General features: G+C 66.8%; 23 protein-coding genes. 10 read left to right on the forward strand and 13 right to left on the reverse strand.

Annotated elements, in window-relative coordinates; genetic code table 11:
• Positions 1 to 42: 42 nt before the first annotated feature.
• From FOC84_RS05185 to FOC84_RS05200, 4 genes are all read right to left on the reverse strand, one after another.
• Positions 43 to 1,206 carry an ABC transporter substrate-binding protein gene (locus FOC84_RS05185; protein ID WP_173143478.1) on the reverse strand — a complete coding sequence of 388 codons (1,164 nt, stop codon included), beginning with the start codon at positions 1,204 to 1,206 and terminating at the stop codon, positions 43 to 45.
• 242 nt (positions 1,207 to 1,448) lie between these two features.
• Positions 1,449 to 2,006 carry a biotin transporter BioY gene (locus tag FOC84_RS05190; RefSeq protein ID WP_173143479.1) on the reverse strand — a complete coding sequence of 186 codons (558 nt, stop codon included), beginning with the start codon at positions 2,004 to 2,006 and terminating at the stop codon, positions 1,449 to 1,451.
• Positions 2,007 to 2,045: 39 nt separating this feature from the next.
• Complete coding sequence (locus FOC84_RS05195) at positions 2,046 to 2,642, reverse strand: energy-coupling factor transporter transmembrane component T family protein (protein ID WP_173143480.1); 597 nt, start codon at positions 2,640 to 2,642, stop codon at positions 2,046 to 2,048.
• Entirely contained in the window at positions 2,639 to 3,316 is a 678-nt protein-coding gene (locus tag FOC84_RS05200) for an energy-coupling factor ABC transporter ATP-binding protein (protein ID WP_173143481.1), read from the reverse strand. The genes FOC84_RS05195 and FOC84_RS05200 overlap by 4 nt, the downstream gene beginning before the upstream one ends.
• A gap of 52 nt (positions 3,317 to 3,368) precedes the next feature.
• Here FOC84_RS05200 and msrB point away from each other — a divergent pair, with 52 nt between their 5' ends.
• From msrB to FOC84_RS05220, 4 genes are read left to right on the forward strand one after another with little or no spacing between them, the layout of a single operon-like run.
• Positions 3,369 to 3,767 carry a peptide-methionine (R)-S-oxide reductase MsrB gene (gene msrB, locus FOC84_RS05205; RefSeq protein WP_173143482.1) on the forward strand — a complete coding sequence of 133 codons (399 nt, stop codon included), beginning with the start codon at positions 3,369 to 3,371 and terminating at the stop codon, positions 3,765 to 3,767.
• A complete protein-coding gene (locus tag FOC84_RS05210) occupies positions 3,768 to 4,346 on the forward strand; it encodes a septation protein A (RefSeq protein ID WP_173143483.1) in 579 nt (192 codons plus the stop codon). It abuts the gene before it with no gap.
• Between the two features lie 54 nt (positions 4,347 to 4,400).
• On the forward strand, positions 4,401 to 4,670 hold the full coding sequence (locus FOC84_RS05215; protein ID WP_173143484.1) for a BolA family protein: 270 nt from the start codon (positions 4,401 to 4,403) through the stop codon (positions 4,668 to 4,670).
• Between the two features lie 17 nt (positions 4,671 to 4,687).
• A complete protein-coding gene (locus tag FOC84_RS05220; protein ID WP_173143485.1) occupies positions 4,688 to 5,464 on the forward strand; it encodes a peptidylprolyl isomerase in 777 nt (258 codons plus the stop codon).
• 79 nt (positions 5,465 to 5,543) lie between these two features.
• Here the strand turns inward: FOC84_RS05220 and FOC84_RS05225 are convergent, their stop codons facing one another.
• From FOC84_RS05225 to FOC84_RS05240, 4 genes are read right to left on the reverse strand one after another with little or no spacing between them, the layout of a single operon-like run.
• Positions 5,544 to 6,533 carry an alpha/beta fold hydrolase gene (locus FOC84_RS05225; RefSeq protein WP_173143486.1) on the reverse strand — a complete coding sequence of 330 codons (990 nt, stop codon included), beginning with the start codon at positions 6,531 to 6,533 and terminating at the stop codon, positions 5,544 to 5,546.
• Between the two features lie 9 nt (positions 6,534 to 6,542).
• Positions 6,543 to 7,388 carry a TauD/TfdA dioxygenase family protein gene (locus tag FOC84_RS05230; protein ID WP_173143487.1) on the reverse strand — a complete coding sequence of 282 codons (846 nt, stop codon included), beginning with the start codon at positions 7,386 to 7,388 and terminating at the stop codon, positions 6,543 to 6,545.
• A 17-nt stretch (positions 7,389 to 7,405) separates the two neighbouring features.
• Positions 7,406 to 8,554 carry a M24 family metallopeptidase gene (locus FOC84_RS05235; RefSeq protein WP_173143488.1) on the reverse strand — a complete coding sequence of 383 codons (1,149 nt, stop codon included), beginning with the start codon at positions 8,552 to 8,554 and terminating at the stop codon, positions 7,406 to 7,408.
• Between the two features lie 21 nt (positions 8,555 to 8,575).
• Complete coding sequence (locus FOC84_RS05240) at positions 8,576 to 9,556, reverse strand: tripartite tricarboxylate transporter substrate binding protein (protein ID WP_173143489.1); 981 nt, start codon at positions 9,554 to 9,556, stop codon at positions 8,576 to 8,578.
• Positions 9,557 to 9,705: 149 nt separating this feature from the next.
• Here FOC84_RS05240 and FOC84_RS05245 point away from each other — a divergent pair, with 149 nt between their 5' ends.
• Positions 9,706 to 10,500: an IclR family transcriptional regulator domain-containing protein gene (locus FOC84_RS05245; protein WP_173143490.1), complete on the forward strand. Its 795-nt coding sequence runs from the start codon at positions 9,706 to 9,708 to the stop codon at positions 10,498 to 10,500.
• A 23-nt stretch (positions 10,501 to 10,523) separates the two neighbouring features.
• Here FOC84_RS05245 and ligA read toward each other — a convergent pair whose 3' ends face one another.
• Genes ligA through smc form a run of 3 tightly spaced genes read right to left on the reverse strand, consistent with a single transcriptional unit; the run spans position 10,524 to position 17,292 of the window.
• Entirely contained in the window at positions 10,524 to 12,632 is a 2,109-nt protein-coding gene (ligA, locus tag FOC84_RS05250) for an NAD-dependent DNA ligase LigA (RefSeq protein WP_173143491.1), read from the reverse strand.
• Complete coding sequence (locus FOC84_RS05255) at positions 12,633 to 13,712, reverse strand: cell division protein ZipA C-terminal FtsZ-binding domain-containing protein (protein ID WP_173143492.1); 1,080 nt, start codon at positions 13,710 to 13,712, stop codon at positions 12,633 to 12,635. It lies immediately after the preceding gene.
• Between the two features lie 46 nt (positions 13,713 to 13,758).
• The gene (gene smc, locus FOC84_RS05260) at positions 13,759 to 17,292 is read right to left on the reverse strand and encodes a chromosome segregation protein SMC (RefSeq protein WP_173143493.1); all 3,534 of its coding nucleotides are present in this window, start codon (positions 17,290 to 17,292) and stop codon (positions 13,759 to 13,761) included.
• A gap of 298 nt (positions 17,293 to 17,590) precedes the next feature.
• On the opposite strand from smc, the gene lplT reads away from it, so the two are divergent.
• On the forward strand, positions 17,591 to 18,904 hold the full coding sequence (lplT, locus tag FOC84_RS05265; protein WP_173143494.1) for a lysophospholipid transporter LplT: 1,314 nt from the start codon (positions 17,591 to 17,593) through the stop codon (positions 18,902 to 18,904).
• 77 nt (positions 18,905 to 18,981) lie between these two features.
• Here the strand turns inward: lplT and FOC84_RS05270 are convergent, their stop codons facing one another.
• The gene (locus FOC84_RS05270; RefSeq protein ID WP_173143495.1) at positions 18,982 to 19,977 is read right to left on the reverse strand and encodes a uracil-DNA glycosylase; all 996 of its coding nucleotides are present in this window, start codon (positions 19,975 to 19,977) and stop codon (positions 18,982 to 18,984) included.
• Positions 19,974 to 21,221, reverse strand: coding sequence for a tRNA (adenosine(37)-N6)-threonylcarbamoyltransferase complex dimerization subunit type 1 TsaB (gene tsaB / locus FOC84_RS05275; protein WP_173143496.1), 1,248 nt, complete (start codon positions 21,219 to 21,221; stop codon positions 19,974 to 19,976). The genes FOC84_RS05270 and tsaB overlap by 4 nt, the downstream gene beginning before the upstream one ends.
• A gap of 142 nt (positions 21,222 to 21,363) precedes the next feature.
• Here tsaB and risA point away from each other — a divergent pair, with 142 nt between their 5' ends.
• The 4 genes from risA (at position 21,364) to FOC84_RS05295 (ending at position 24,724) form a co-directional block, all read left to right on the forward strand.
• The gene (gene risA, locus FOC84_RS05280) at positions 21,364 to 22,098 is read left to right on the forward strand and encodes a response regulator transcription factor RisA (RefSeq protein WP_013392162.1); all 735 of its coding nucleotides are present in this window, start codon (positions 21,364 to 21,366) and stop codon (positions 22,096 to 22,098) included.
• A 34-nt stretch (positions 22,099 to 22,132) separates the two neighbouring features.
• Positions 22,133 to 23,527, forward strand: a complete 1,395-nt coding sequence (gene risS, locus FOC84_RS05285) for a sensor histidine kinase RisS (RefSeq protein WP_173143497.1) — start codon at positions 22,133 to 22,135, stop codon at positions 23,525 to 23,527.
• 55 nt (positions 23,528 to 23,582) lie between these two features.
• Positions 23,583 to 24,131, forward strand: coding sequence for a peroxiredoxin (locus FOC84_RS05290; RefSeq protein ID WP_006389231.1), 549 nt, complete (start codon positions 23,583 to 23,585; stop codon positions 24,129 to 24,131).
• Positions 24,132 to 24,205: 74 nt separating this feature from the next.
• Positions 24,206 to 24,724, forward strand: a complete 519-nt coding sequence (locus FOC84_RS05295; RefSeq protein WP_042796792.1) for a carboxymuconolactone decarboxylase family protein — start codon at positions 24,206 to 24,208, stop codon at positions 24,722 to 24,724.
• The last annotated feature ends 45 nt before the right edge of the window (positions 24,725 to 24,769 follow it).

The following is a 24,769-nucleotide window of genomic DNA, read 5'->3' on the forward strand; positions in this document are numbered from 1 at the left end:
CGCCGCGCATTGCGCACCCTTGGATCGGGCGATCCTGGGGGATTACAGGCCGGGCTGGTAGACCCACTTGCCGCCTTCCACCTTGACCATCACGCGCGAGCGCTCGTCAAAGCCGGCGTGGTCCGTGGGCGACATGTTGAACACGCCTTGGGAGGCAGCCAGGTCCTTCACGCCTTCCAGGGCGTCGCGCATGGCGGCGCGGAACTCCGGCGTGCCGGGCTTGGCGCCCGTCTTCAGCGCCACGGGCAACGCAGCCACGACCAGTTGGCCGGCGTCCCACATGTGGCCGCCGAACGTGTTGGTCGAACCGGCGCCGTTGGCCTTTTCGTAGGCTTCGACATAGGCTAGGGCCGACTTCTTGACCTGGTTGCTGTCCGGCAGTTGAGCCGCGACCAGCAGCGGGCCGGCCGGCAGCAACATGCCGTCGCAGTCCTTGCCGCAAACGCGCAGCACGTCGTTGTTGGCGGCGCCGTGGGTCTGATAGATGGTGCCGCCGTAGTTGCGGGCCTTCAGTTCCTTCTGCGGCAGGGCCGAGGGGGTGCCGGCGCCGGCGATCAGAATGGCGTCGGGCTTGGCGCCGACCAGCTTGAGCACCTGGCCCGTCACGCTGGTGTCGGTGCGGCTGTACTTCTCGATGGCGACGATCTCGATGCCCTTGGCCTTGGCGGCCTTCTGCATCACGTCCAGCCAGCCGTCGCCGTAGGCGTCGGCAAAGCCGATGAAGCCCAGGGTCTTGACCTTGGACTTGGCCATGGCGTCAGCCAGGGCGCCGGCCATCAGGGCGTCGTTCTGCGGGGTCTTGAAGACCCAGCGGCGCTTGTCGTCCACGGGTTCGACGATCTTGGCGCTGGCGGCCACGCTGATCATGGGAACCTTGGCTTCGGCGGCCACGTCGACCATGGCCAGCGAGCCCGGCGTGACGGAGGTGCCGATCAACACGTCGACCTTGTCGTCCGTGGCCAGCTTGCGCGAGTTCTTGACGGCTTGCGTGGTGTCGGTGGCGTCGTCCAGGACGATCCATTCGATCTTCTGGCCAGCCACTTCCTTGGGCAGCAGAGCCACGGTGTTGCGCTCGGGGATACCCAGCGACGCGGCGGGGCCGGTGCTGGACACGGTCACGCCGACCTTGACCTGGGCGTTCGCCAGTAGCGGCAGGGCCAGGGCAATGGCGGCAGCCGCCGCGGACAAGCCGAAGTGCTTGCGCATATTTTTGTCTCCTGTGGTGGCTCTTGTGCGCCTCGGTCGAGGCAAGGCGAGCCTAGTTAAAGTTATACAGAAAAAAATATTATAGGGTTAAAACAGTATCAGATGACGATGCGCAACTCCGGTAATTCCCTGATGTGCTACGAAAAACGTGTTTTAGCAAACGCATTCGTTAATGGCGAACTTGTACTAGAAAAGCCTGGCGACCGTCAGTTGGGGGATTCCCTTGGACGGCCGCGCAGGTCTCAGCGTCCCAGCGTCGGCCAGACCCGCTCGACCCGCGACGCCACCCAGGCGGCGACGACCGCCTTGGCCAGATCGCCCGGCAGGAACACCGCCACCGCCAACGCGGCCTTGGACAGGCCCATCTTGGTCACCGCAGCCAGCCAGGGCACGCCGCAGGCGTAGACCACCGCGATGCCGCCGACCACGCATGCCGCCAGATAGCCGGCAAATTTCGCCCAGCCCCCCGTGGCGCGGCCGGCAAGGCTGCGGGCCAGCCAGCCGGTCACCAAGGCGCCGACCACCAGGCCCACGAGGAAGCCGCCGGTCGGTCCGAAGAAAGCGCCCAGCCCTCCCCGGCCGCCCGGCAGCACGGGCAGCCCGACCGCCGCCAGCGCCAGGTACAGCAGGCAGGCCAGCGCGCCGCGGACGGGTCCGAGCATCGCGCCCGCGAGCATGGCGCCCAGGGTCTGCAGCGTGACCGGCACCGGAATGGCGGGCAGCGGAATCGGCGGAATCAGGCTCAGGACGACGATCAGCGCCGCGAACAGCGCAATCAGAACGGTATTACTGGATTTCACGGTTTTCCCCTTTGGGAGATGGAACTGGGCGCGCGGCCCTCAGTGGCTGCGCGCGTCTATCGCTTCGGATACTTCCTGCGCTCTTTTCAGCGTCAGCACGATCAAGGGCACGATCAACGCGACCGGATTGGCGCCCAAGCCGCGAGCCGCCTGCGCTTCGCGGATTTCCTGGAAGTTGCGCCAGATTTCGGGCACGAAACGCAGGGCCAGCGCCAGAGCCAGCGCAACCTTGCCGGCGTCCACCAGCCGCATGCGTTCAAGCGGCATCAGCGCCTTTTCGCAGACGGCTATCAGGTCGGACGTGCGGGTGGCCAGCGTGACGGCCAGGGCCAACGCCACCATCGCCCCCACGCGCAGCAGCACGGCCAGCGCCTCCATCCCGCCTTGGAACCCGGCGGTGAACAGGCCGATGGCCAGCAGCACCCAGACCAGTCCCTTTACCTGGCGCCAGACCGTGGCCGCGGCCACGCCCGTGGACCAGACCAGGGCGGCGGCGGCCAGGAAGGCCGGGGCCAGCCAGCGCGGATCGCGCAGCAGGAACAGGCCCGCGCCCGCCGCCATCAGCGTCAGCAGCTTCAGCCAGGCGGGCAGTCGGTGCAGCCAGGTGTCGCCGGCGACGTACAGCGGCTCCATCATGCGCAGTGCTCCCGGTACCAGCGCAGCGCGGCGGCAGGCTGGTCGTCGGCCGCGACATTGCCGTCGCGCACCACCACCACCCGGTCGAAATCCTCCAGCAGCTCCAGGTCGTGGCTGACGACGATGGCGTCATGGGGCAGGCCCGCGATGGCGTCGCGCACGCGATTGCGATTGCGCAGGTCCAGCTGGGTGGTGGGTTCGTCGAACACGATCAGCGCCGGCTCCATCACCAGCACCGCCGCCAGCGCCACCAGTTGGCGTTCGCCGCCGGACAGCGTGTGGCTGGTCCGGTCCGCCAGGTGGCCAACGCCCAGGTGGCCCAGTTGGGCGTCGATACGGGCTTCGCGCTGCTGGCGGTCCGGGGCCAGATGCTTCAGGCCAAACGCCAGGTCCTCGCGGACGATGGGGAAGACGATCTGGTTTTCAGGGTTTTGGAATACGAAACCGACCTGGCGGCGCACGGCCTTCAGATCGCGCCGGGTATCCAGCCCGCCTACCCGCACGCTGCCGGCCGAGGGCAGGACCAGCCCGTTGATCAGGCGCGCCAGCGTGCTCTTGCCGGCGCCATTGGGGCCGACGATGCCGATGCGGCGTTCGGCCAGCGTCAGGCTCACCCCATTCAGCACTTGCGCCTGGGGCGTGGAAACAACCGCCTGGTCAAACTCGATTAACATGGGGCGGGATTATGCCCGAACCATTTCGGGCATCGGGACTCCAAGAGCTCATATGGACAAAGTACGAAAATCCGACGCCGAATGGCGTGCCCAGCTTTCCCCCGAAGAATACGTCGTCACCCGTGAAAAGGGTACCGAACGCGCGTTCACCGGGCGTTACTGGAATACGTTCTCGCACGGCATCTACCGCTGCGTGGGCTGTGGCACGGCGCTGTTCGCTTCCGACACCAAATTCGACGCCGGCTGCGGCTGGCCCAGCTACTTCCAGCCGCTGGATCCCGAACTGGTGCGCGAGGAACGCGACATCACCCACGGCATGGTCCGCACCGAAGTGCTGTGCAACGTCTGCGACTCGCATCTGGGACACGTCTTCCCCGACGGCCCCGAGCCCACCGGACTGCGCTACTGCATCAATTCCCTGTCGATGACGTTTGAACCCATAGAAGACTGAATGAAGAAGTTCCTGTTCGACCTGTTTCCGCTGTTCCTTTTCTTCATTGCCTATCGGTACACGGATATTTTCATCGCCACGGGCGTCGCCATGGCGGCGGCCGTGCTGCAGATCGTCTGGCTGAAGGCCACGGGCCGCGCCACCGAAGCCATGCACTGGATCAACCTGACCGTCATCCTGGTGTTCGGCGGCGCCACGATCTGGCTGCACAGCGACGTCTTCATCAAGTGGAAGCCCACGGTGCTGTACTGGCTGTTCGGCGGCGCGCTGGTCTTTGCGCGCCTGTTCTTCGGCCGCAACCTGATCCGCCGCCTGATGGAAAAACAGATCCAGCTGCCCGACGCCGCCTGGGAACGGCTGAACCTGGTCTGGGCCGGTTTCTTCCTGATCGCGGGCGCGCTCAACCTGTACGTGGCGTTTTCCGGCCACTTCACCGAATCGCAGTGGGTCAGCTTCAAGGCCTTCGGCCTGATGGGCCTGATGGTGGTCTTCGTGATCGGCCAGTCGATCTGGCTGGGCAAGCACATCCAGACGGAAGACCAGGGCCCTTCCTCCGACACCCCGCCCCGCCAGCCCTGAACCCTTCCGAATCCACGGCCGGCGCGCCGCGCCGGAACCAAACTTCTCCCCCCAATGTCAGACACCACCGACCGCATTTCCCTGATCCGGGAGCGGCTAGCCGTCCTGGAACCCATCAGCCTGGACATCCTGGACGACTCGCATTTGCATGCCGGCCACGAAGGCAGTAAAAACGGCGCCGGCCACTATCGCGTGATCATCGTAGCGCCTTGCTTTGCGGGGCTCTCCGCCGTTGCGCGGCATAGGCTGGTGTATCATCATTTGCAAGATTTGATCCCTTATCCGATTCATGCGCTTGCGCTAGATGCCCAGGCTCCCAAATAGAAAGTAAAAGGATATTCATGAAACGCATCGTCATGCTGGCTGCGGCCTGCGTCATCGCCGTGCCTGCTTTTGCGCAGAATGTGGCTACCGTCAACGGCAAGGCCATCCCGCAGAAGAGCCTGGATCAATTCGTCAAGCTGCTGGTCAGCCAGGGCGCCACCGATTCGCCGCAACTGCGCGAACAGGTCAAGCAGGAAATGATCAACCGCCAGATCTTCGTGCAAGCCGCCGAATCCAGCGGCATCGCCAAGCAGGCCGACGTCCAGACCGAAGTCGAGCTGGCCCGCCAAGGCATCCTGGTCCGCGCCCTGATGGCCGACTACCTCGCCAAGCACCCGGTGTCCGACGCCAAGGTCACGGCCGAGTACGAGAAGATCAAGAAGGAACAGGCCGGCAAGATGGAATACAAGGTCCGCCACATCCTCGTCGAAGACGAAAAGACGGCGAACGACCTGCTGGCCCAGATCAAGAGCAACAAGAGCAAGTTCAACGACCTGGCCAAGAAGAACTCCAAGGACCCCGGCAGCGCCGAAAAGGGTGGCGACCTGGGTTGGGCTCCCCCGACCAACTACGTCCAGCCGTTCGCGCAGGCCGTGACGCAGCTGAAGAAGGGCGAATTGGTCGACAAGCCGGTGCAGACCCAGTTCGGCTGGCACATCATCATGGTCGACGACACCCGTCCGGTGGAATTCCCGCCGCTCGACCAGGTGCGCCCGCAGCTGGAAGAAATGCTGCGCCAGCAAACCCTGGCCGACTACCAGAAGGAACTGCGCGAAAAGGCCAAGATCCAGTAAGCCTTGCCGCACAAATGAAAAATGCCCGCGAAAGCGGGCATTTTTTTCGCCTGCGTTTTTCCGCGCCGGGTTGGCGCCCCTAAGCCAGCGCCTGCCGCAGATAGGCGTCCCAGAGACGGCCTTCCAACAGCGGCGACAGATGGCCGTAGCGCCCGGCCACTCGGGTCTGGACGATGTGGGCGGGATACGGGATCCGCGCCGCCGCGCCCGGATCGTCGGGCGCGAAGAGCTCATCCGATACGCAACGCAGCCAGCGCACGGGCGTGGCGGTTTCCAACAGCGCGCCGCGCGCGTCGTAGCGGCAGGCGGACGTCCTGAGCGCCGCCATGGACCATGGTGAAAAGCGCGCCGCCCACGTCTGGGCCTCGGCCCGCAAGCGCTGCTCCACGGCGGATTCACCGGTGTCGGCCAGCCACTGGGCATAGCCATAGCGGCGCAAGGTCGCGCAGCGCAGTTCGACCCATGCGCTCCAGGCATCCGCATCGCCCGCATCGAGAGCGGCAGCGATCCGGCGCAAGCGCTGCACATCCGCCATGCTGCCGCCACCGCGCGGCGCCGAGGCCAGCGCCACCACCCGCCCCACGGGCAACGGCGCAGCCGCCGCCCACTGGAAGGCCTGGTAGCCGCCGTAGGAATAGCCCACCACCGCATCCAGACGTTCGACCCCGATCGCGCGCAGCCATTCCCCCTGCAGGCGCACGCCATCGGCGATCGAAAAATCGGGAAACGCACTGGCCGCGGCCCCGGCCGGCGCGCTGCTGCCGAAGCAGGAACCCAGCGCGTTGGGCGCCAGCACGCAGGTATCGCGCGTGTCCAGCGCCGCTCCCGGCCCCAGCCAGGGACTGGCCCAGCCCGCATCGGGATGGGCCTCCCCCTCTGCCGACCGCAAGGCCTGGTGGCTGCCGGATATGCCGTGCAGCAGCAACACCACGGCGCGCGCGCGGTCCGACGTCGGACCGTAGCGGGCCCAGGCCAGCCGGGCCGGCGCCAGTACGCCGCCGCCCTCCAGCGGCAAGGCTTCCAGCTGCGTCACGCCGGCGGCGCGATCCGTGGGCTGATGGGCGGCCATCGGCGGCTCCTAGACCGGACGCTCGCCCATGACCGTGGTGCGGTAGATCGTGCGCCGCATGCTGGCCGGCAGTTCGCGGGTGGTGGCCTTGTGCATCACGCAGCGGTTGTCCCACATGACCACGTCACCGGGCTCCCATTGCAATGCGTACTGGTACTGCTCCTGCGTGCAATGCGCGAACAGGCGCTCCAGCAATTCCTGGCTGTCCGCCTCGCCCCAGCCGGACACCTCGGCCGTCATGCCGGGATGCACGTACAGCGCCTTGCGGCCCGTCTCGGGATGGGTGCGCACGATGGGGTGTTCCACGTCCGGCGTGCCGGCCAACTGGCTGGCGTCCATCTTCACCTGGGTGCCCTCGTCGGCCCTGGTGTTCTTGCGCCGGTAGCGGTGCACCGCCAGCAGGCCCGCCAGCTGGGATTGGACGGCGCCTTCCAGTTCCTCGTAGGCCTGGTACATGTTGACGAACAAGGTGTTGCCGCCTTCCGGCGGAATCAGCTGCGCATTCAGGATGGTGGCCTTGGCCGGACATTCACGGAAGGCGAAGTCCGAGTGCCAGTACGAACCGCCGTCGGCAATGCCCGCCGGCACGCCGTTCTTGACCTCGTTGGACAGCACGAATATCTCGGGATACTCGGGATGGTTGTACTGGGCCAGCACGTGGATATCCAGCTCGCCCAGGCGGCGGCTGAAGCGCAGCTGGCCCTCGGGCGACAGGCGCTGGTTCTTGAAGACCAGCAGTTGGTGGCGCAGGAACAGCGCATTCACGTCCGCGAAGGCCGCGTCGTCCAGGGTTTCCAGATCCACGCCATGCACGGCCGCGCCGATCAGCGGGCTCAGGGGTATTGCTTTCATCATCAGGCTCCAGCAGAGGTTCAGGGAAGACGGTGCACGCGGGCCGCGGTGCGCACCAGCGGCTCGGCGCCGTGCTCTCCGATCAGCACCGGATACTCCAGCCGCATGCCGCCCACGCCCGGCCGGTACAGGTGCGTGCCCAACGCCACCACCATGCCGGGCGTCACCACGTCGCGGCTGCGCAGATTGATGAAGGGCCGGGTGCGCGCGCAGGTGCCCAGGCCATGGCCGAACAGCGGCAGGCCGAACTCGCTCAGTCCGTGCTTTTCGAATACGGCGACGCCGCGGCTGGCGCACTCCGCTATCGGCCGGCCGGGCGTCAGGGAAGCGAGCATGGTCTGCACGGTTTCTTCCCAGCAGTCGATCAGCTTGCTTTGGGCCGGGTCCGGCTTGCCCAGAAACACGGGCAAGGCGGTGTCCGCCATGTAGAGATCCAGCAAGGGGTGCAGGTCCAGAATCACGAATTCGTTCTGGCGGATGGCGCGATCCGTCGCCTGCTGGGTGACGCCCCCCAGGAATCCGGTGCGCTCGCCCGCGCCGACCTCGGTGCCGCCCGTCACGGCCCAGGACCAGGTGCTGCCCCGTTGCCGGATCGCGCGCTCGATTTCGCCGGCGATCTCGTTCTCGGTCGCCCCCGCCCGCACCGCGTTCATGCCCTGCTCGAAGCCGTAGTCCGAGACTTCCGCCGCGTGGCGCAGGCGCTCGATCTCGGCCGCGTCCTTGATCAGCATGACGTCGTCGATCACGTCCACGCCGTTCGCGAAGCGGATGTCGGGCAGATGGCTGGTCAGGTCGAAATACTCGGCTGCGGTCAGCATGCCCGGCGCCACCTGTGCCGCCCCGGGGTGCGACAGGTCCAGCGCGACCTTGCCGCGCGTCAGCCCGTGGTGCTCCAGGCGCTGGCGTATCAGTTGTGGAAAGTCCGAAAACTCGAACTCGTACATTTCCATTTCATGGCCTTCCGCGCGCACCCGGGAGGCATCCATGGCCCAGTAGATGAATTCGCAGTGCCCGTCCGCCGTGACCAGCACGGCGCCGCGCCACGGCATGAATGCGCCGCTCAGGTAGTGCAGCGCGCCCTGGCGGGTGCCCAGGTAGGCGTCAAAGCCGAGTTCGCGCGCGTGCTGGGCGACGCGCTTGCGGCGGGCCTGAAAATCGATGGACTGCATGTGTCACTCCTCTTTGGGGATTCAGGAAACCGAGGCGCCGGAAGCCTTGACGACGGGCGCCCACTTCTCGGTTTCGTCGGCGGTGAAGCGGGCAAAGTCGTCCGGCTTGCTGGCCACAGGATCGGCGGCCTGCGACACCAATTGCTCGCGCACGCGGGGATCGGCCAGCGCCCGGGCGATTTCCTGCTGCAGGCGCTCGACGATGGGACGCGGCGTGCCGGCAGGCGCGAACACGCCGATCCAGGACGTCATGGCATAGCCCGGCAGGGTTTCCGCCACGGTCGGGATGTCGGGCGCGGCCGGGGAACGCTCAGGTCCGGTCACGGCGATGGCGCGCAGCTTGCCGGCCTTGATCAGGGGCTGGGCGATGACCAGGCTGTCGAAGGCCAGGTCGGCCTGTCCGCCGATCACGTCCGTGAGCGCGGGCAGGCTGCCCTTGTAGGGAATGTGCTGCATCTGCACGCCGGCCATCTCGTTGAACAGCTCGCCGGACATGTGCATGGAAGTGCCGCTGCCGCCGGAGGCGCGGTTGAGCTTGCCCGGATTAGCCTTGGCATAGGCGATCAGGTCCGCCACCGAGTGGATTGGCAGCTTGGGGTTGACCACCACCACCAGCGGATACGACACGACCTGCGTCACCGCCGTGAAGTCCTTCAAGGGCTGGAACGGCATGGACTTGTACAGCGTCTGGTTGATGGCGTTGGTGCCTATCGTGCCCATCAGGATCGTGTAGCCATCCGGGGCCGCCTTGGCCACGGCGTCCGCGCCGATGTTGCCGCCCGCCCCGGGCTTGGCCTCGACGATGACCGACACGCCCATGCTCTGCGTCATGCGTTCGGCCAGCAGCCGCGTGACGATTTCAGTGGGGCCGCCGGCCGCGGCGGGCACGACGAAGCGGATGGGTTTGCTGGGATAGGCGTCGGCCGCGCTGGCGGCGGAACTGGCCGCCATCCCCGCCGCCAGGGCGCTTGCGCCCAAGGCGCGCAATAGTCTCCTGCACATGGCATGTCTCCGTTGTTGCGGGGCGTACCAGGCGGGTGCCCTGGCCGACCCATCTAATTAACGAACAATTGTTCGCTAATTAGCATTTTATGGAGATTGCCACGGATGTCAAACTACAATCGAGCCTTCAACGACAAGACCGCCGATACATGGACACGACATTGCCGGAACCGAAAGAAAGGAAAGAGGAGTTTCTCGACAGCCTGGCCAACGGCCTGCAATTGCTGCAGATCTACGCCACCGGCGTGGCCAGCGTGACCGTGCAGGAAGCCGCGGAGCAATTGGACGTGACGCGCGCGGCCTCGCGGCGCATCCTGCTGACTCTCGAAAAACTGGGCTATGTACGGCAGGACGGCAGGGATTTCTCGCCCACGCCCAAGGTCATGGACCTCGGATACGCCTATTTCGCTTCGCTCAGCTTGCCCAAGCTGACCCGAGCGACCATGCGCGAAGTCGCGCAAACCGTGGGCGAAACCTGCTCATTGGGCGTGCTGGACCGGCAGCATGTCGTGTTCCTGGCGCGCGAGGAAGGCCCCAAGCTGCTCAAGCTGGACCTGTCGGTGGGCAGCCGCCTGCCCGCCTATGCCCATTCCCTGGGCCGCACGCTGCTATCGACGCTGGATGACGAGGCGCTCGACGCCTATCTGGAAAGCGCCGACCTAAAGCGCCTGACGCCCTACACGACGGTGTCGCGCAGCGCCCTGCGCAAGCTGATCCGGCAGGTGCGCCAGGACGGCTACTGCATTTCGGTCAGCGAATTGGTGGATGGTTTCGCGGGCGTGGCCGTGCCGCTGTACAACCACGAAGGCCGCGCGGTGGCAGGCCTGAGCGTCAGCATGGTGCTCGGATCCCGCGAGCCCGACGAATTGAAGCGGCAGCATCTGCCGGCCTTGCAGCGCGCGGCTGCCGCCATCCGCGACATGATGCCGCGCAGCACTATTTGAAGGCATCTGGCGGCGGGGCGGCCTCAGCCGCCCTGCTCGCCCAGCAAGGCCTTCAGCCCGTCCTCGTCCAGCACCGCCACGCCCAGCTCCTGGGCCTTGGCAAGCTTGCTGCCGGAATCCTCGCCGGCCACCAGATAGGCCGTCTTCTTGGACACCGAGCCGCTGACCTTGCCGCCCGCCGCCTGGATGCGCATCGAGGCTTCTTCGCGCGTCCAGTTGGGCAGCGTGCCGGTCAGCACGAAGGTCTTGCCGGCCAGCGTGGTGGCTTGCGGCGCCGCCTCGGCCACGGGGTTCACGCCCTGCGACTTCAGTTGCTCGATGACGTCGCGGTTGTGCTGCTCGGCGAAGAAGCGGCGGATCGATGCCGCCACCACCGGCCCCACGTCGGGCACGGAGGACAGGGCTTCCTCGTCGGCGTCCATGATGGCGTCGATGCTGCCGAAATGGCGCGCCACGTCGCGCGCCGTGGTCTCGCCCACATGGCGGATGCCCAGCGCGTACAGCAAGCGGTTCAACCCCGGCGCACGTGCCTTGTCGATGGCGGCCACCAGGTTGTCGGCGGACTTCTGGCCCATGCGGTCCAGACCCACCAGCTCCAGCGGACGCAGGCTGTACAGATCGGCCAAGGTCTTGACCCGGCCGCTGTCGACCAGTTGATCCACCAGCTTTTCGCCCAAGCCTTCGATGTCCAGCGCCTTGCGGCTGGCGGCGTGCCACAACGTCTGCTTGCGCTGCGCGCCGCAGAACAGGCCGCCGGTGCAGCGCGCGATGGTCTCGTCTTCCAGGCGTTCGATGGCGGAGCCGCAGACCGGACAGGCCGTGGGCATGATGAATTCACGGGCGTCGTCCGGCCGCTTATCCAGCACCGGGCCCAGCACTTCGGGAATCACATCGCCCGCGCGGCGCACGATGACCGTATCGCCGATGCGCACGTCCTTGCGCCGGATCTCGTCTTCGTTGTGCAGCGTGGCGTTGGTGACGGTGACGCCGCCCACGAATACCGGCTTCAGGCGCGCGACCGGCGTGATGGCGCCGGTGCGGCCCACCTGCACCTCGATGTCGAGCAAGGTGGTGGTGGCTTCCTCGGCGGCGAACTTGTGCGCCAGCGCGAAACGCGGCGCGCGCGCCACGAAGCCCAGCACCTTCTGGGCCGGCAGCGAATCCACCTTGTAGACCACGCCGTCGATGTCGTAGGGCAAGTCGGCGCGCATCGCCCCGACCTGGGCGTAGAACGCCATCAGCCCCTCGGCGCCGCGCGCGCGGTGGTTGTGCTTGACGTTGACGGGCAGGCCCAGCGAGGCCAGCCAGTCCAGCATGGCGCCGTGGGATTTCTCGGGCAGCTGCGAGGCCTCGGCCGCGCCGGCCGACGCTTCGGCGAACAAACCGCCCTGCGAACCGGCCAGGCCCTGGACCTCGCCCCAGCCATAGGCGAAGAAACGCAACGGCCGCTTGGCGGTAATGCGCGGATCCAGCTGGCGCAGGCTGCCCGCGGCCGCATTGCGCGGATTGACGAAGACTTTTTCGTCGCGCTTGGCCTGGGCCTGGTTCAGTTTCTCGAAGTCGGCGCGGTTCATCAGGACTTCGCCGCGGACTTCCAGCACCTTGGGAAACGCGCCCTTGAGCTGCAGCGGAATCGCCTTGATGGTGCGGATGTTGGAGGTGACGTCTTCGCCCGTCTGGCCGTCGCCACGGGTGGCGGCCTGCACCAGGCGGCCGTCCTCGTAGCGCAGGCTGATCGCCAGCCCGTCCAGCTTCAGCTCGCAGAAGTAATCGGCTTCCTGCGCCAGCCCCAGCAGGCCCGCGCCGCGCAGCGTGTCGGTGACGCGACGGTCGAAGGCCGCCACGTCCTCTTCGTCGAAGGCATTGCCCAGCGACAGCATGGGCACCACGTGGCGCACGCTGCCGAAGGCGGACACGGGCGCCGCGCCCACGCGCTGCGTGGGCGACTCCGGCGTCACGAGTTCCGGGTGCTCGGCCTCCAGGGCCTGCAGTTCGCGCATCAGCCCGTCGTACTCGGCGTCCGAGACCGACGGGTCGTCGTAGACGTAGTAGCGGACGTTGTGCTGTTCGATTTCGGCGCGCAAGCGCGCCGCGGCTTGCGCCGCGTTTTCACCGCCAGACGCGCCGTTCATTTAGGCAAACACCCTTAGGGCACGCTCGCTGCCGGCGGGCAGGCCCGCTTGTTCAAGCTGGCCGAACAGCACCTGGAGACGCTCGTCGATGACCGTTTCCGAACCATCGGCCAGCGGCTTGCCCTGGTCGTCGACCAGGTCCGCACGCAGGCGGGCGGCCAGGTCGCGGCCCACATCGACCATGCGGCCGAAAGCGCGCTCGTCCGCCGGGCTGCAGGGCACGTCCAGCAGCAGGTACAGACGTTCGATTCCGCCCATGCCGGCATCGAACGCCGCGCCGTCGCCGCGCGCCAGCGTGAAGCGGGCCACGCCATTGTCCGCCGGCCAGGCCAGGCGGCTGCCGTCGGAGACGAAACCGAGATCCCGCGCCACCGACAGCACCTCGGCGGCGGGCTGGGCCGCGCCCAGCAACAGGGTCAGGCCGACCTGGGTGTCCAGGGCGGCGCAGGTGTCGTCCAGGCGGGCGCCTTGCTCAAGCACGGCCTGCTGGTCCGGGCCTTCGATGGTGGCGTCGAAACGCTCGGCCATGTCCTGGGCGCGAGCCCAGGCCTGGGACCATTCGATGGCCGTCAGCGGACCGCTGCGGTTGGCCAGCAGCACGGCCAGCTGCATGGATGCGTAGGACTCGCCGGCATGGACGCGCGCGCGGTGGCGGCGCTGGTCGGTTTCGGCGAACACGCGCATGGGCTTGCGGCCCACGTGGCGCAAGCTTTGCATGTAGGGCAGCAGGTCGGCGCCGCGCACGGCTTCGGCGAAGTTGATCTCGATGACCACTTCGCAGGCGGGATCGGGCTCTTCGGTATCGTCGGCATCGCTGCCGGGATCGACCGGGGCCGGCTGGCCAGGCTGGGCGCGAGGCGCCTCGCCGCCCATGCCAGGCTCGCGGCGCGGCGCCGCGGCGCCCGCTGCCGACGCGGCGCCGGTGGCGGCCCCCGCGCCCAACAGCGGATCCTGCTCGGTCGATGGGAAGTGGGTCTGCATCTTGCGCCGGACACGCCGGTCCTGCCACCAGTTGAATCCCAGCACCAGCAGTATCAGCAATACGCCCAGGGCTATCAGCCCGATCTGCAAATCACTCATGTATAAATCCCGCGCCGAAACCCCGACGCCCTTCTGAATATTGGGTTTATGCCGCTTCGGAGGCCATCATCTGGACGGCCGAGTCTATGTCTACCGCAACGATACGCGAAACCCCTTGCTCTTGCATGGTTACGCCGATCAGTTGCTTGGCCATCTGCATCGCGATCTTGTTGTGCGAGATGAAGAGGAACTGGGTCTGCTCGCTCATGTTGGCGACCAGGTTCGCGTAGCGTTCGGTGTTGGCGTCGTCCAGCGGCGCGTCCACCTCGTCCAGCAGGCAGAACGGCGCGGGGTTGAGCTTGAACAGCGCGAACACCAGGGCGGTCGCGGTCAGGGCCTTTTCGCCGCCGGACAGCAGGTGGATGGTGCTGTTGCGCTTGCCCGGAGGCTGCGCCATGACCTGCACGCCGGCGTCGAGGATTTCCTCGCCCGTCATGCTCAGCTTGGCCTCGCCGCCGCCGAACAGCTTCGGGAACAGCTCGCCGAAGTGGCCGTTGACGACGTTGAAGGTTTCTTGCAACAGTTCGCGCGTCTCGCGGTCGATCTTGCGGATGGCGTCCTCGAGAGTCTCGATGGCGCTCATCAGGTCCTGGTTTTGCGAATCGAGGAAGCCCTTGCGCTCGCGCGAGGTGTTCAGTTCGTCCAGCGCGGCCAGGTTGACCGAACCCAGCGATTCGATCTGGCGCGAAATACGGCCGACTTCGGACTGCAGCCAGCTGGCGCGGCGCCATTCGTCGGACTGGTTGGCCAGATCCTGGGCCAGCGCCTCGCGGTCGACCTCGCGCGCGTTCAATTGTTCGGTGAACTGCTCTTCGGCCAGGCGGGCGGCCTGTTCCTGCAACTGCAGTTCCATGATGCGGGCGCGCCGCGGCTCCAGCGTCTGCTCCTGCTGCAGGCGGTCTTCGTCCGCGCCGCGCAGCAGCGCCGCCAGGTTTTCGAGTTCCTGGCGCGCGCGCGACAGCGCTTCCTCGCGCTCGGCGCGCGCTTCCAGGGCGTCCTGCAGGCCGGCCTGGGACGCCGAGGCGTCCAGCTCGGCCAAGTCCACCAGCAGCTGTTCCAGCTCGACGCTGCCGCGCTGGCTCTGGTCGGCGGCCAACTGCTGATTGCGCTGCAGGTCGGTGATACGGACCTGGATGCCGCGTTCGGCGAATTCGGCTTCCTGGGCGGCGCGCTCCAATTCGCGCAGGCCGGCGCGGGCCGCTTCGGCCTGGGCCGCCAGGGTTTCGCCGTCGATCTCGGCGTCGGCGAAACGGGATTGGTGTTCGGCCAGCTCTTCGTCCAGCGCCTCGAAGCGGGCCTCGGCCTCTTCGCGGGCGGCGCGCAGGTCTTCTTCCTGGACCTTGATCTCTTCGAGGTCCTGGCGCAGGCGCGAGGCGCGTTCGCCGGACTGTTCGGCCTGCTGCTGCAAGCGCGAGTGTTCCAGCTGGATGTCGTGCACCCGGCGGGTGACCTCCGCCACGCGCTGGCGCGCCGGGGCGATGGCCTGGGACACCTGCTGCCAGGCGACCTCGGCGCGGGCGACCGCAGCGCGCGCCTGGTCGGCGATGAGCTGTTGCGCCTTGATCTCGCGTTGCAGGTTCTCGATTTCCTGCTGGCGCGCCAGCAGGCCGGCCTGCTCGGAATCCGGCGCGTAGAAGCGCACGCTGTGGGCGTCGACCAGATGGCCGGCCTTGACCACGCAGGCGCCACCGGCCGGCAGGCTGGCGCGCATGGCCAGCGCCTGGGTCACGTCGGTGGCCGTGTAGATGCCGCCCAGCCACTCATTCAGCAGGGTGCGCAGATCCGGATCGGTGATGCGCAGCAGGCTGGCCAGCGGCGTCAGGCCGGCGGGCGCGGCGGGAGCCGGCGCGGCGACCGGCAATTGGTAGAAGGCCAGCCGGGCGGGCGGCGCATCCTCGGCGAAGGCACGGGCCCAATCCAGGTTGCGCACTTCCATGGAGGCCATGCGCTCGCGCAGGGCGGCTTCCAGGGCGGTTTCCCAGCCGGGTTCGATGTGCAGCTTCTGCCACAGGCGCGACAACCCGGCGAGTTCATGCTTGGCCAGCCAGGGTTCCAGCGCGCCCTGCTTCTGCACGTCTTCCTGCAGCTTCACCAGGGCCGACAGGCGGGCCTCCAGGCGCGCCAGGTTCTGCACGTCGGTCTGGGCGGCGGCCTGGGCGCGGCTGCGCTCGGCATCCGCTTCCGGCACGCGGCCTTCCAGGGTGGCCAGTGCCTCCTGGGCTTCCTCGAGCTGGTCCTCGCCGGCGACGCGGTCGCCAGCCAGTTGCTCCAGGCGCACGGGATCGGGGCTGTGTAGTTCGCGCAGTTCCTGCTGCAGGCGTTCGCGGCGCTGGTCCAGCGCCTGCATCTGGCGGTCCGCGTCGCGCTGCGACTGGGCCACCAGAGCCAGATTCTGTTCGACGCGGGCCAGCGCGGCACGCATCTCGTCGCGCCCCGAGGCGGCTTCGCGCACGCGCTGCTCCACGGCCGGCAGCGCGGCCTGGGCGTCCTCGGCCTTGGCGCGCGCCTCTTCGGTGCGGGCGGCGCCGGCGGCCAGGTCTTCCTCGGCCTGGGCGATCTGTTCGGTGCAGTGTTCGCGCTGGGCGGTCCACTCGCCGATCTGCTGCTGCAGCTGATCGCGGCGCGCCTGCAGGCGGTTGCGGGAATCGACCACGTGGCGGATTTCGGCTTCCAGGCGGCTGACCTGGGCGTTGGCCTCGTACAGCCCGCCCTGGGCGGTATGCACCGCATCGCTCGCGGCGTAGTGGGCCTGGCGCCGGGATTCCAGCGCGGCCTCGCCCGCCCGCAGGCCGGCGATGGCGGCTTCCAGCTCGTTCTGGGCCTGCGCCATCTCCTGGGCTTTCTTGGCCCGTTCCTCGCGCGCCCCGGTTTCCTTCAGGAACCACAGCGCGTGCTGTTTCTTTTCGCCATCGGCCTGGAGTTCGCGGTAGCGCGTGGCCACTTCGGCCTGGGCTTCCAGTTTTTCCAGCTGGCTGGTGAGTTCGCGCAGGATGTCTTCGACGCGGGTCAGGTTCTCGCGCGTGTCGGACAGGCGGTTCTCGGTCTCGCGGCGCCGTTCCTTGTAGCGCGACACCCCGGCCGCCTCTTCCAGGAACACCCGCAGTTCTTCGGGGCGCGCCTCGATCAGCCGGTTGATCATGCCCTGGCCGATGATGGCGTAGCCGCGGGCGCCCAGGCCGGTGCCCAGGAAGATGTCGTGGATGTCGCGGCGGCGGACCTGCTGGTTATTGACGAAGTAGCTGCTGGTGCCGTCGCGGGTCAGCACCCGGCGCACCGCGATTTCCGCGTAGGTGCTCCACTGGCCGGCGGCGCGCCCCTCGCTGTTGTCGAACACCATTTCAACGGAGGCCCGCGCCGCGGGCTTGCGGTTGCCGGAGCCGTTGAAAATGACGTCCTGCATGGACTCGCCACGCAGCTCCGAGGCCTTGGCCTCGCCCAGCACCCAGCGCACGGCGTCGATAATGTTCGATTTCCCGCAGCCATTGGGACCCACCACGCCCACCAGTTGGCTGGGCACGGGAATCACGGTGGGATCGACGAAGGACTTGAAGCCGGCGAGTTTTAGCTGAGTAAGACGCACAATACGATGACGACGGGTTGGGTTGAACGAAAGGCGTTAACGGACCTGCCGCACAGATTGCAAACCGGCCCCTGAAGGGCCGGCATACACATGGGTCGTATGATACCGCAGGCAGTCTGTCCCCAAACGTCAGCAAGGGTCAAGACGTGTTGTCCCTGAGCCTTGCCGGCGGTCAATCCGCGGGCAAACGCTCAATGGCCGCCGCCTGGGGTCCGGCTATACTCCCTGACACTTTTTTGCACGACACATAAATTTTCACGCGGACTGGCCGGGGCCAGGCCTGAGAACGGGGACATTCTTGAAACGTGGTTTCTATCTGGTCATGGCCGCGCAGGCCTTCTCGTCATTGGCCGACAACGCGCTGTTCATCGCAGCCATCGCCTTGATACAGGAACTGCATGGGCCGGACTGGATGGCGCCCATGATGAAGTGGTCGTTCGCGCTGGCTTATGTCGTCCTGGCCGCCTTTGTCGGCGCGCTGGCGGACTCGTTCCCCAAGGGACGGGTGATGTTCTCCACCAACGCCCTGAAGGTGACCGGCTGCCTGCTGATGTTCTCGTATGCCAGCATCGGCGTCGCCCCCGAATACCAGACCTACCTGGTGTGCGCGGCCTACGCCATCGTCGGCATCGGCGCCGCGGCCTACTCTCCCGCCAAATACGGCATCGTCACGGAAATGCTGCCCCCGTCCATGCTGGTCAAGGGCAATAGCTGGATCGAGGGCCTGACGGTCTTCTCCATCATCCTGGGCACCGTGCTGGGCGGCCTGCTGATTTCGTCCTCCGTTTCCACCGCCCTGCTCAGCCACTCGTTCATCAGCACGCTGGTCCGCACCCCGGCCGAAGCCGCGATCCTGGTCATCGCCTTCGTGTACCTGCTGGCGGCGCTGTGCAACCTGCTGATTCCGCACACCCACGTGCGCTACCCGCCGCAGCAAAAGAACCCGGTGCGGCTGATCCGCACGTTCTGGGGCTATGTCTGTGTGCTGTGGAAGGACAAACTGGGCCAGATCTCCCTGGCCGTCACCACCCTGTTCTGGGGCGCCGGCGCCACGCTGCAACTGATCGTCATCGAATGGGGCCGCAGCCACCTGGGCTATCAGCTGGACAAGGCCTCGATGCTGATGGGCGTGGCCGCGCTGGGCACGGTGGTCGGCTCCATCCTGGCGGGCCGCATTCCGCTGCGCCGCGCGCTGGCCGTGCTGCCGGTCGGCGCCGCCATGGGCCTGGTCGTGCTGCTGATGCCGCTGGTCTACTCGCCCTGGAGCGTCTACCTGCTGCTGCTGATCACGGGCGGCCTGGCCGGCTTTTTCGTGGTGCCGATGAACGCGTTGCTGCAACACCGCGGCCACGTGCTGCTGTCGGCCGGCCATTCCATCGCCGTGCAGAACTTCAACGAACAGCTCAACATCCTGCTGATGGTGGCCATGTACACGCTGCTGCTGTGGCTGCAACTGCCCATCAACATCATCATCGTGATCTTCGGCACCGTGGTCGCCGTGCTGATGGTGGTCTTCATGCGCTGGAGCAAGCGCAACCTGCTGGCCAACCCCGAACTGCACGACCAGATCGGCCAGGAAGGCCATGGACGCGCGCTGGATTCCACGCACTAGGCTCGCGATTCCAGTGCAATGCAAAACCGGGCTCACGCCCGGTTTTTCTTTGCCACTAGACTTTGCGGAGCCAGGCCTCAGGCCAGTTGCGCCACCGCCAGCCGCAGGTCCTGCCAGGCGCGCGCCTTCTCGCTGGGGCTGCGCAGCAGGTAGGCGGGGTGGTAGCTGACGACCACCGGGATCTCCCGTCCTTCGTCCGTCTTCAACGGGTGGATGCGGCCGCGCAGGCTGCCTATCGTCGCGTCCGTGCCCAGCAGCGTCTGGGCGGCGAAACGGCCCAGCACCAGGATCCGCTCAGGCTTGAGCAGCGCGATCTGGCGCATCAGGTAGGGACTGCAGGCCGCGATTTCCTCGGGCTTGGGATTGCGGTTGCCGGGCGGGCGGCACTTGATGACGTTGGTGATGAACACGTCGCGCTCGCGGCTCATGGACACCGACGACAGCATGGCGTCCAGCAACTGCCCGGAGCGGCCCACGAAGGGCTGCCCTTGCCGGTCCTCTTGCTCGCCCGGCGCCTCGCCCACCACCAGCCAGCGCGTGGGCTGGCCGCCATGGCCGAATACCGCGTTGCGGCGGCCCTTGCACAGGCCGCAGGCAGCGCAGGCAACGACCTGGCCGTGCATTTCTTCCAGCGTGGAATTGCGGATCGCTTCGGCCACCGGCACCGGCGGCGGCGGCGCAGCCTCGGCCTCCGCCTTGGGGACCGGACGCGGCGGCGGGCCGGTACGATTCAGGATCGAAGCCGGTATGCCCGGGCGGCCGGAAGCCGGCTCGGCGGGAGCCGGTGCCGCGGCGGCCGGCGCGGCGGCCGGTGTCTCGCTTGCCGGTACCGCGGCAACCGGCGCGGCGGCCTCGGCAGGCAGCGGCGCGAGCGGCGCCTCGGCCGCCGGCGCCCGTACCGGATCCGAAAAAACTGCCTTAGAAACAAGAACTTGCGCCTCGACTGCGGGCCTGCTTGGCGCGGGGGCCGGACGCAGCCACAAGCGCTCCATGCCGAGTTCGCGCAGCCAGATGCGCTGCAGCGGATTGACGCGGGGCGCGGCCGGCGGCGGCGCTACGGTAGCTTGGTTCATACCGCCGCTCCATCCGCCGCGAAGCGCTTCTGCATGACCAGGGCATCTTCCCTGCCGCCCTTTTCCGCCGGGTAATAGCCCCGGCGCACGCCGATCTGCAGATAGCCGTGCCGCTTGTAGAAACCGACGGCCGACTCGTTGGACGGGCGCACTTCCAGCAGCACGCCCTCCACGCCGCGTTCGCGCGCCTGCTGCTCGCACCAATCCAGCAGCACGCCGCCCAGGCCCTGGCGGTGCAGCGGCTTGGCCACCGCGATCACCAGCAGGTGCGCCACATCGGGCGCGAACATGAGCACGCAGAACCCCGCCAGCTTGCCTTCGCGCCGCAGCACCCAGGCGCCATAGCCGGCCGCCAGGGCGTCCACGAAATTACCGCGCGTCCAGGGAAAGGCCTGCACATGGGCCTCCAGCGCCACGACCTCGTCCAGATCGGCGTCGGCCATGGGTTGGGGCGCCGAAGCGACCAGCGACTGGGCTTTCGGATTGCCGCCCTCGCCCCGCATGCGCTCGGCGGTGGTGAACGCCACCTTGTCGCGCACATAGAGCGGCGCGGCCAGTTCAGGCGCCACGGCCTCGCCCCGCATCCAGCCCTGCCGCCCCAGACGGGCGACGCTGGCCGCTTCCGGCCGCTGCGCGTCGGCGCGGCGCCACTCTCCGGGGAATTGCATCTCGGACGCGTAGGCCCCCCACGCATCGCCGGCCAGCACCGGCGCCAACGGCCGGCCCGCGCGCGCCGACCAGGCCGGCAGGTGATGGGCGGTCCAGGGCACGACCTCGGCCGCCGCGATCAGCAGCGGCGCCTGCAGGACTTCCCAGGTAATTTCGCCATCCGAAACGGATGCCTGGCGATAGACGGCCAGATAGACCTCGCTCATGCGGGCATCCAGCGCGACCACGATCGCGTCGGCCGGCGTGGCTTCCACCTGTGCGGCGACCGCCTGATGAGAGACAATGGGAAGTACCGGGATGCCCAGGCCCAGGCCCATGCCTTGGGCCACTCCGCAGGCCACCCGCAGGCCGGTGAATCCGCCCGGACCCTGGCCAAAAGCCACCGCGTGCAAGGCGGCTGGCGCCAGTCCGGACGCCGCCAGCAGCTCGTTGGCCATGGGCAAGAGCCGTTCCGCGTGCTCCTGGGAGCCTTCATGTTCCCTGAAGCTGACCTCCAGGCGGCCATCGACCGCCCGCAACAGGGCCACGCCGCAACGGGACGAAGAGGTTTCCAAAGCCAGCAGGTTTAGTTCCATAGGTGCAGATTGTACGAAATACTCCGACTCCGCCCCCGGTTATCAGGGGGATGCCAGGGGGATTTCAACCATGGATCGCAATGTGTAATATCTTGTGAACGCCCACTAGCCGCTGGTTCTTGCCACTGTTACATTTCCGGCCATGAATACGCAAAACACCACCCCCACCCGAAAAATCCTCGTCGTCGACGATGATCCGCGCTTGCGCGATTTGCTGCGTCGGTATTTATCCGAACAGGGATTCAACGTTTTCGTTGCCGAAGACGCCAAAGAGATGGGCAAACTCTGGCAACGCGAGCATTTCGACCTGCTCGTGCTGGATCTGATGCTGCCTGGCGAAGATGGCCTGTCCATCTGTCGCCGGCTGCGCGGTGGTCACGACAACACCCCCATCATCATGCTGACGGCCAAGGCGGAAGAAATCGACCGCATCGTCGGCCTGGAGATGGGCGCGGACGATTACCTGTCCAAGCCGTTCAATCCCCGGGAACTGCTGGCGCGGATCAACGCGATCCTGCGCCGCCGCGGCACCGAGGAACATCCCGGCGCCCCCAGCCAGGAAAACGAATCCATCGCCTTCGGCCCCTACACGCTGAACCTGTCCACCCGTACGCTCACGCGCAACGGCGAACAGGTGCCCATCACCACCGGCGAATTCTCGGTGCTGAAGGTGTTCGCCCGCCACCCCAAGATCCCGCTGTCGCGCGACAAGCTCATGGAACTGGCGCGCGGCCGCGAATACGAAGCCTTCGATCGCAGCCTGGACGTGCAGATCTCGCGCCTGCGCAAGCTGATCGAACCGAATCCGTCCAAGCCCGTATTCATCCAGACCGTCTGGGGTCTCGGATACGTGTTTGTGCCGGACGGTGGTAGCTGACCGACTCGCCCGCCCCGGGCAGGAGCGCAGCCTCGTGCCCCGCTTGCGCAGAACCTTCAGGAACCTGACATCACGTTTGCGGCTCGGCTTGTTCGGCCGCACGTTCCTGTTGCTCGCCGCGCTGATGCTCGTCTCCCTGGGCGCGTGGCTACAAGTATTCTTCAGCATGGAGCTGGGACCGCGCGCCAATCAGATGGCGCAGCGGGTGATCACGGCCGTCAATATCACGCGCACCGCGCTGATCTATTCGCATAACGACGAACGCAGCAAGCTGCTGCTGGACCTGGCCACCAACGAAGGCATCCAGGTCTATCCGCGCGAAGTCACCGACTTCGCCGAAGCCCTCCCCGACGACGACTACTGGCAACGCGTTGCCCAGCACATCCGCACGCGCTTCGGCCCGGAAACGCAGATTGCCTGGGGCGTGAACCAGGTGCCCGGCTTCTGGGTCAGTTTCCAGATCGAAAAAGACCTTTACTGGCTGGTGTTCGAACGCGAGCAGATCGGCCTGACCGGCGGGATCGAATGGCTGGGCTGGGGCGCCACGGCGTTGCTGCTATCCCTGGTGGGCGCCGCGGTCAGCGTGGGCTTCGTCAACCGGCCGCTATCGCGGCTGGCCAGGGCGGCCCAGGTGCTGTCGCGGGGCGAAACCCCCGCTGCCCTGCCCGAACAGGGGCCGCTGGAAATCCGCGACCTGAACGCCTCGTTCAACCGCATGGCCAAGGATCTCAGGCAGGCCGAGGCCGACCGCGAGCTGATGCTGGCGGGGATCTCGCACGACCTGCGTACGCCGCTTGCACGCATGCGGTTGGAAATCGAACTCAGTGGGGTGTCCGAGGATGCCCGCCAGGCCATCGACGAAGACCTGGGCCAGATCGATCACAGCATCGGCCAATTGATGGAGTACGCGCGCCCCGCCGGCACGTTGCCGCAATTGGCCACCGACATTTCCGCGGTGCTGGCCGAACTCTACGAACGCGAACGCAGCCATACCGCGTCCCTGGGCGGAGAGCTGGACGCCACCCTGGAACCGGGCCTGCGCGCCCGCATCACGGCGCTGGACCTCAAGCGCATCGTCAGCAATCTGATCGAGAACGCCCGGCGCTACGGCCGTTCCGCCGACGGCATGGCGCATCTCGTCATGACACTGCAAGCTGAAGGCTCCATGATCGCGATCGAGGTGTCCGACCGCGGTCCCGGCATCGCCCCCGAAGACGTAGACCGCCTGCTGCGGCCGTTCTCGCGCGGCGAGGCGGCGCGCACTGGCGTGAGCGGCGCGGGGCTGGGCTTGGCCATCGTCGAACGCCTGCTCAAGCACGTCGGCGGCTCGCTGCGCATGCTGCCTCGCGAGGGCGGCGGCCTGACCGCAAGGATAGAGTTGCCCAAAGCAAAGTTTAGGAATTATCAATTAGACAACGAAAATCCATAGCGTAGAATTAAGGTTTGAGGCACAGCCTTAATTCCACCAACAACTGGGAGTAAACATGAAAACTGTTGGCGACAAACTCGAGCCCTTCAAGGTCACCGGCGTCAAGCCCGGCTTCAACCAGCACGAAGAAAACGGCGTGTCGGCGTTTGAAGACATCACCGAAAGCTCGTTCCCCGGCAAGTGGAAGGTCATCTACTTCTACCCGAAAGACTTCACGTTTGTTTGCCCGACCGAAATCGTCGGCTTCAACAAGCTGGCCAAGGATTTCGAAGACCGCGACGCCGTCCTGCTGGGCGGTTCGAGCGACAATGAATTCGTCAAGCTGGCCTGGCGCCGTGAGCACCCGGACCTGAACAAGCTGGGTCACTACCAATTCGGCGACACCACCGGCGCCCTGATCGACCAGTTGGGCGTGCGTGAAAAGGGTGCTGGCGTTGCCCTGCGCGCCACCTTCATCGTTGATCCGGACAACACGATCCAGCACGTTTCGGTGAACAACCTGAACGTCGGCCGTAACCCGGAAGAAGTTCTGCGTCTGCTCGACGGCCTGCAAACCGACGAGCTGTGCCCGTGCAACCGTACGGTTGGCGGCGCCACGCTGTAATTTCCAGCCCGGCCCGGGACCCGCTGGCGGGTCCTGCGCTGGGCTTTAACTGCTCTAGATTATAGGTAAAAGCTATGGAATTTCTTACGACCATTAAGGAACAGCTGCCGGATTGGGCCAAGGATATCCGCCTGAATCTGGACGCCGTGATCGCCCGCTCGACCCTGGCTCCTGAAGATGCCGTCGGCGCCGCCCTGTCCGCCGCCTACGCCGCGCGCAGCCCGGTGCTGGTCGAAGCCTTCAAGAGCGGCCTGTCCGAAGGCGACGCCAACGCCGCGCTGACGGCCTCGGCCCTCATGGGCATGAACAACACCTGGTATCCGTACGTCGAAATGACCGGCGACGCCCAATTGAAGAGCCTGCCGGCCCAGTTGCGCATGAACGCCTACGCCACCCACGGCGGCGTGGAAAAGAAGCGCTTCGAGTTGTTCGCGCTGGTGGCATCCATCATCGGCAAGTGCCATTTCTGCGTGGCTTCGCACTACGAGAACCTGAAAAACGACGGCCTGTCGACCGAACAGCTGCGCGACGCCGGCCGCATCGCCGCCGTGGTCAACGCCGCTGCGCTGGCGCTGGCCGCCCAGGGCAAGTAAACAGCCCCGCGCAATAAAAAGCCCGCCTGCGGTGCATGCCGCAGG

Source organism: Achromobacter pestifer, from assembly GCF_013267355.1.
Lineage (GTDB): Bacteria > Pseudomonadota > Gammaproteobacteria > Burkholderiales > Burkholderiaceae_B > Achromobacter > Achromobacter pestifer_A.

What these genes read in the sequence shown, in the direction of transcription:
- FOC84_RS05185 (WP_173143478.1), bottom strand. Translation starts at nt 1,206, where the DNA reads ATGCGCAAGCACTTCGGCTTGTCCGCGGCGGCTGCCGCCATTGCCCTG.
- FOC84_RS05195 (WP_173143480.1), bottom strand. Translation starts at nt 2,642, where the DNA reads ATGATGGAGCCGCTGTACGTCGCCGGCGACACCTGGCTGCACCGACTG.
- FOC84_RS05200 (WP_173143481.1), bottom strand. Translation starts at nt 3,316, where the DNA reads ATGTTAATCGAGTTTGACCAGGCGGTTGTTTCCACGCCCCAGGCGCAA.
- msrB (WP_173143482.1), top strand. Translation starts at nt 3,369, where the DNA reads ATGGACAAAGTACGAAAATCCGACGCCGAATGGCGTGCCCAGCTTTCC.
- FOC84_RS05210 (WP_173143483.1), top strand. Translation starts at nt 3,768, where the DNA reads ATGAAGAAGTTCCTGTTCGACCTGTTTCCGCTGTTCCTTTTCTTCATT.
- FOC84_RS05215 (WP_173143484.1), top strand. Translation starts at nt 4,401, where the DNA reads ATGTCAGACACCACCGACCGCATTTCCCTGATCCGGGAGCGGCTAGCC.
- FOC84_RS05220 (WP_173143485.1), top strand. Translation starts at nt 4,688, where the DNA reads ATGAAACGCATCGTCATGCTGGCTGCGGCCTGCGTCATCGCCGTGCCT.
- FOC84_RS05225 (WP_173143486.1), bottom strand. Translation starts at nt 6,533, where the DNA reads ATGGCCGCCCATCAGCCCACGGATCGCGCCGCCGGCGTGACGCAGCTG.
- FOC84_RS05230 (WP_173143487.1), bottom strand. Translation starts at nt 7,388, where the DNA reads ATGATGAAAGCAATACCCCTGAGCCCGCTGATCGGCGCGGCCGTGCAT.
- FOC84_RS05235 (WP_173143488.1), bottom strand. Translation starts at nt 8,554, where the DNA reads ATGCAGTCCATCGATTTTCAGGCCCGCCGCAAGCGCGTCGCCCAGCAC.
- FOC84_RS05240 (WP_173143489.1), bottom strand. Translation starts at nt 9,556, where the DNA reads ATGTGCAGGAGACTATTGCGCGCCTTGGGCGCAAGCGCCCTGGCGGCG.
- FOC84_RS05245 (WP_173143490.1), top strand. Translation starts at nt 9,706, where the DNA reads ATGGACACGACATTGCCGGAACCGAAAGAAAGGAAAGAGGAGTTTCTC.
- ligA (WP_173143491.1), bottom strand. Translation starts at nt 12,632, where the DNA reads ATGAACGGCGCGTCTGGCGGTGAAAACGCGGCGCAAGCCGCGGCGCGC.
- FOC84_RS05255 (WP_173143492.1), bottom strand. Translation starts at nt 13,712, where the DNA reads ATGAGTGATTTGCAGATCGGGCTGATAGCCCTGGGCGTATTGCTGATA.
- FOC84_RS05270 (WP_173143495.1), bottom strand. Translation starts at nt 19,977, where the DNA reads ATGAACCAAGCTACCGTAGCGCCGCCGCCGGCCGCGCCCCGCGTCAAT.
- tsaB (WP_173143496.1), bottom strand. Translation starts at nt 21,221, where the DNA reads ATGGAACTAAACCTGCTGGCTTTGGAAACCTCTTCGTCCCGTTGCGGC.
- risA (WP_013392162.1), top strand. Translation starts at nt 21,364, where the DNA reads ATGAATACGCAAAACACCACCCCCACCCGAAAAATCCTCGTCGTCGAC.
- FOC84_RS05290 (WP_006389231.1), top strand. Translation starts at nt 23,583, where the DNA reads ATGAAAACTGTTGGCGACAAACTCGAGCCCTTCAAGGTCACCGGCGTC.
- FOC84_RS05295 (WP_042796792.1), top strand. Translation starts at nt 24,206, where the DNA reads ATGGAATTTCTTACGACCATTAAGGAACAGCTGCCGGATTGGGCCAAG.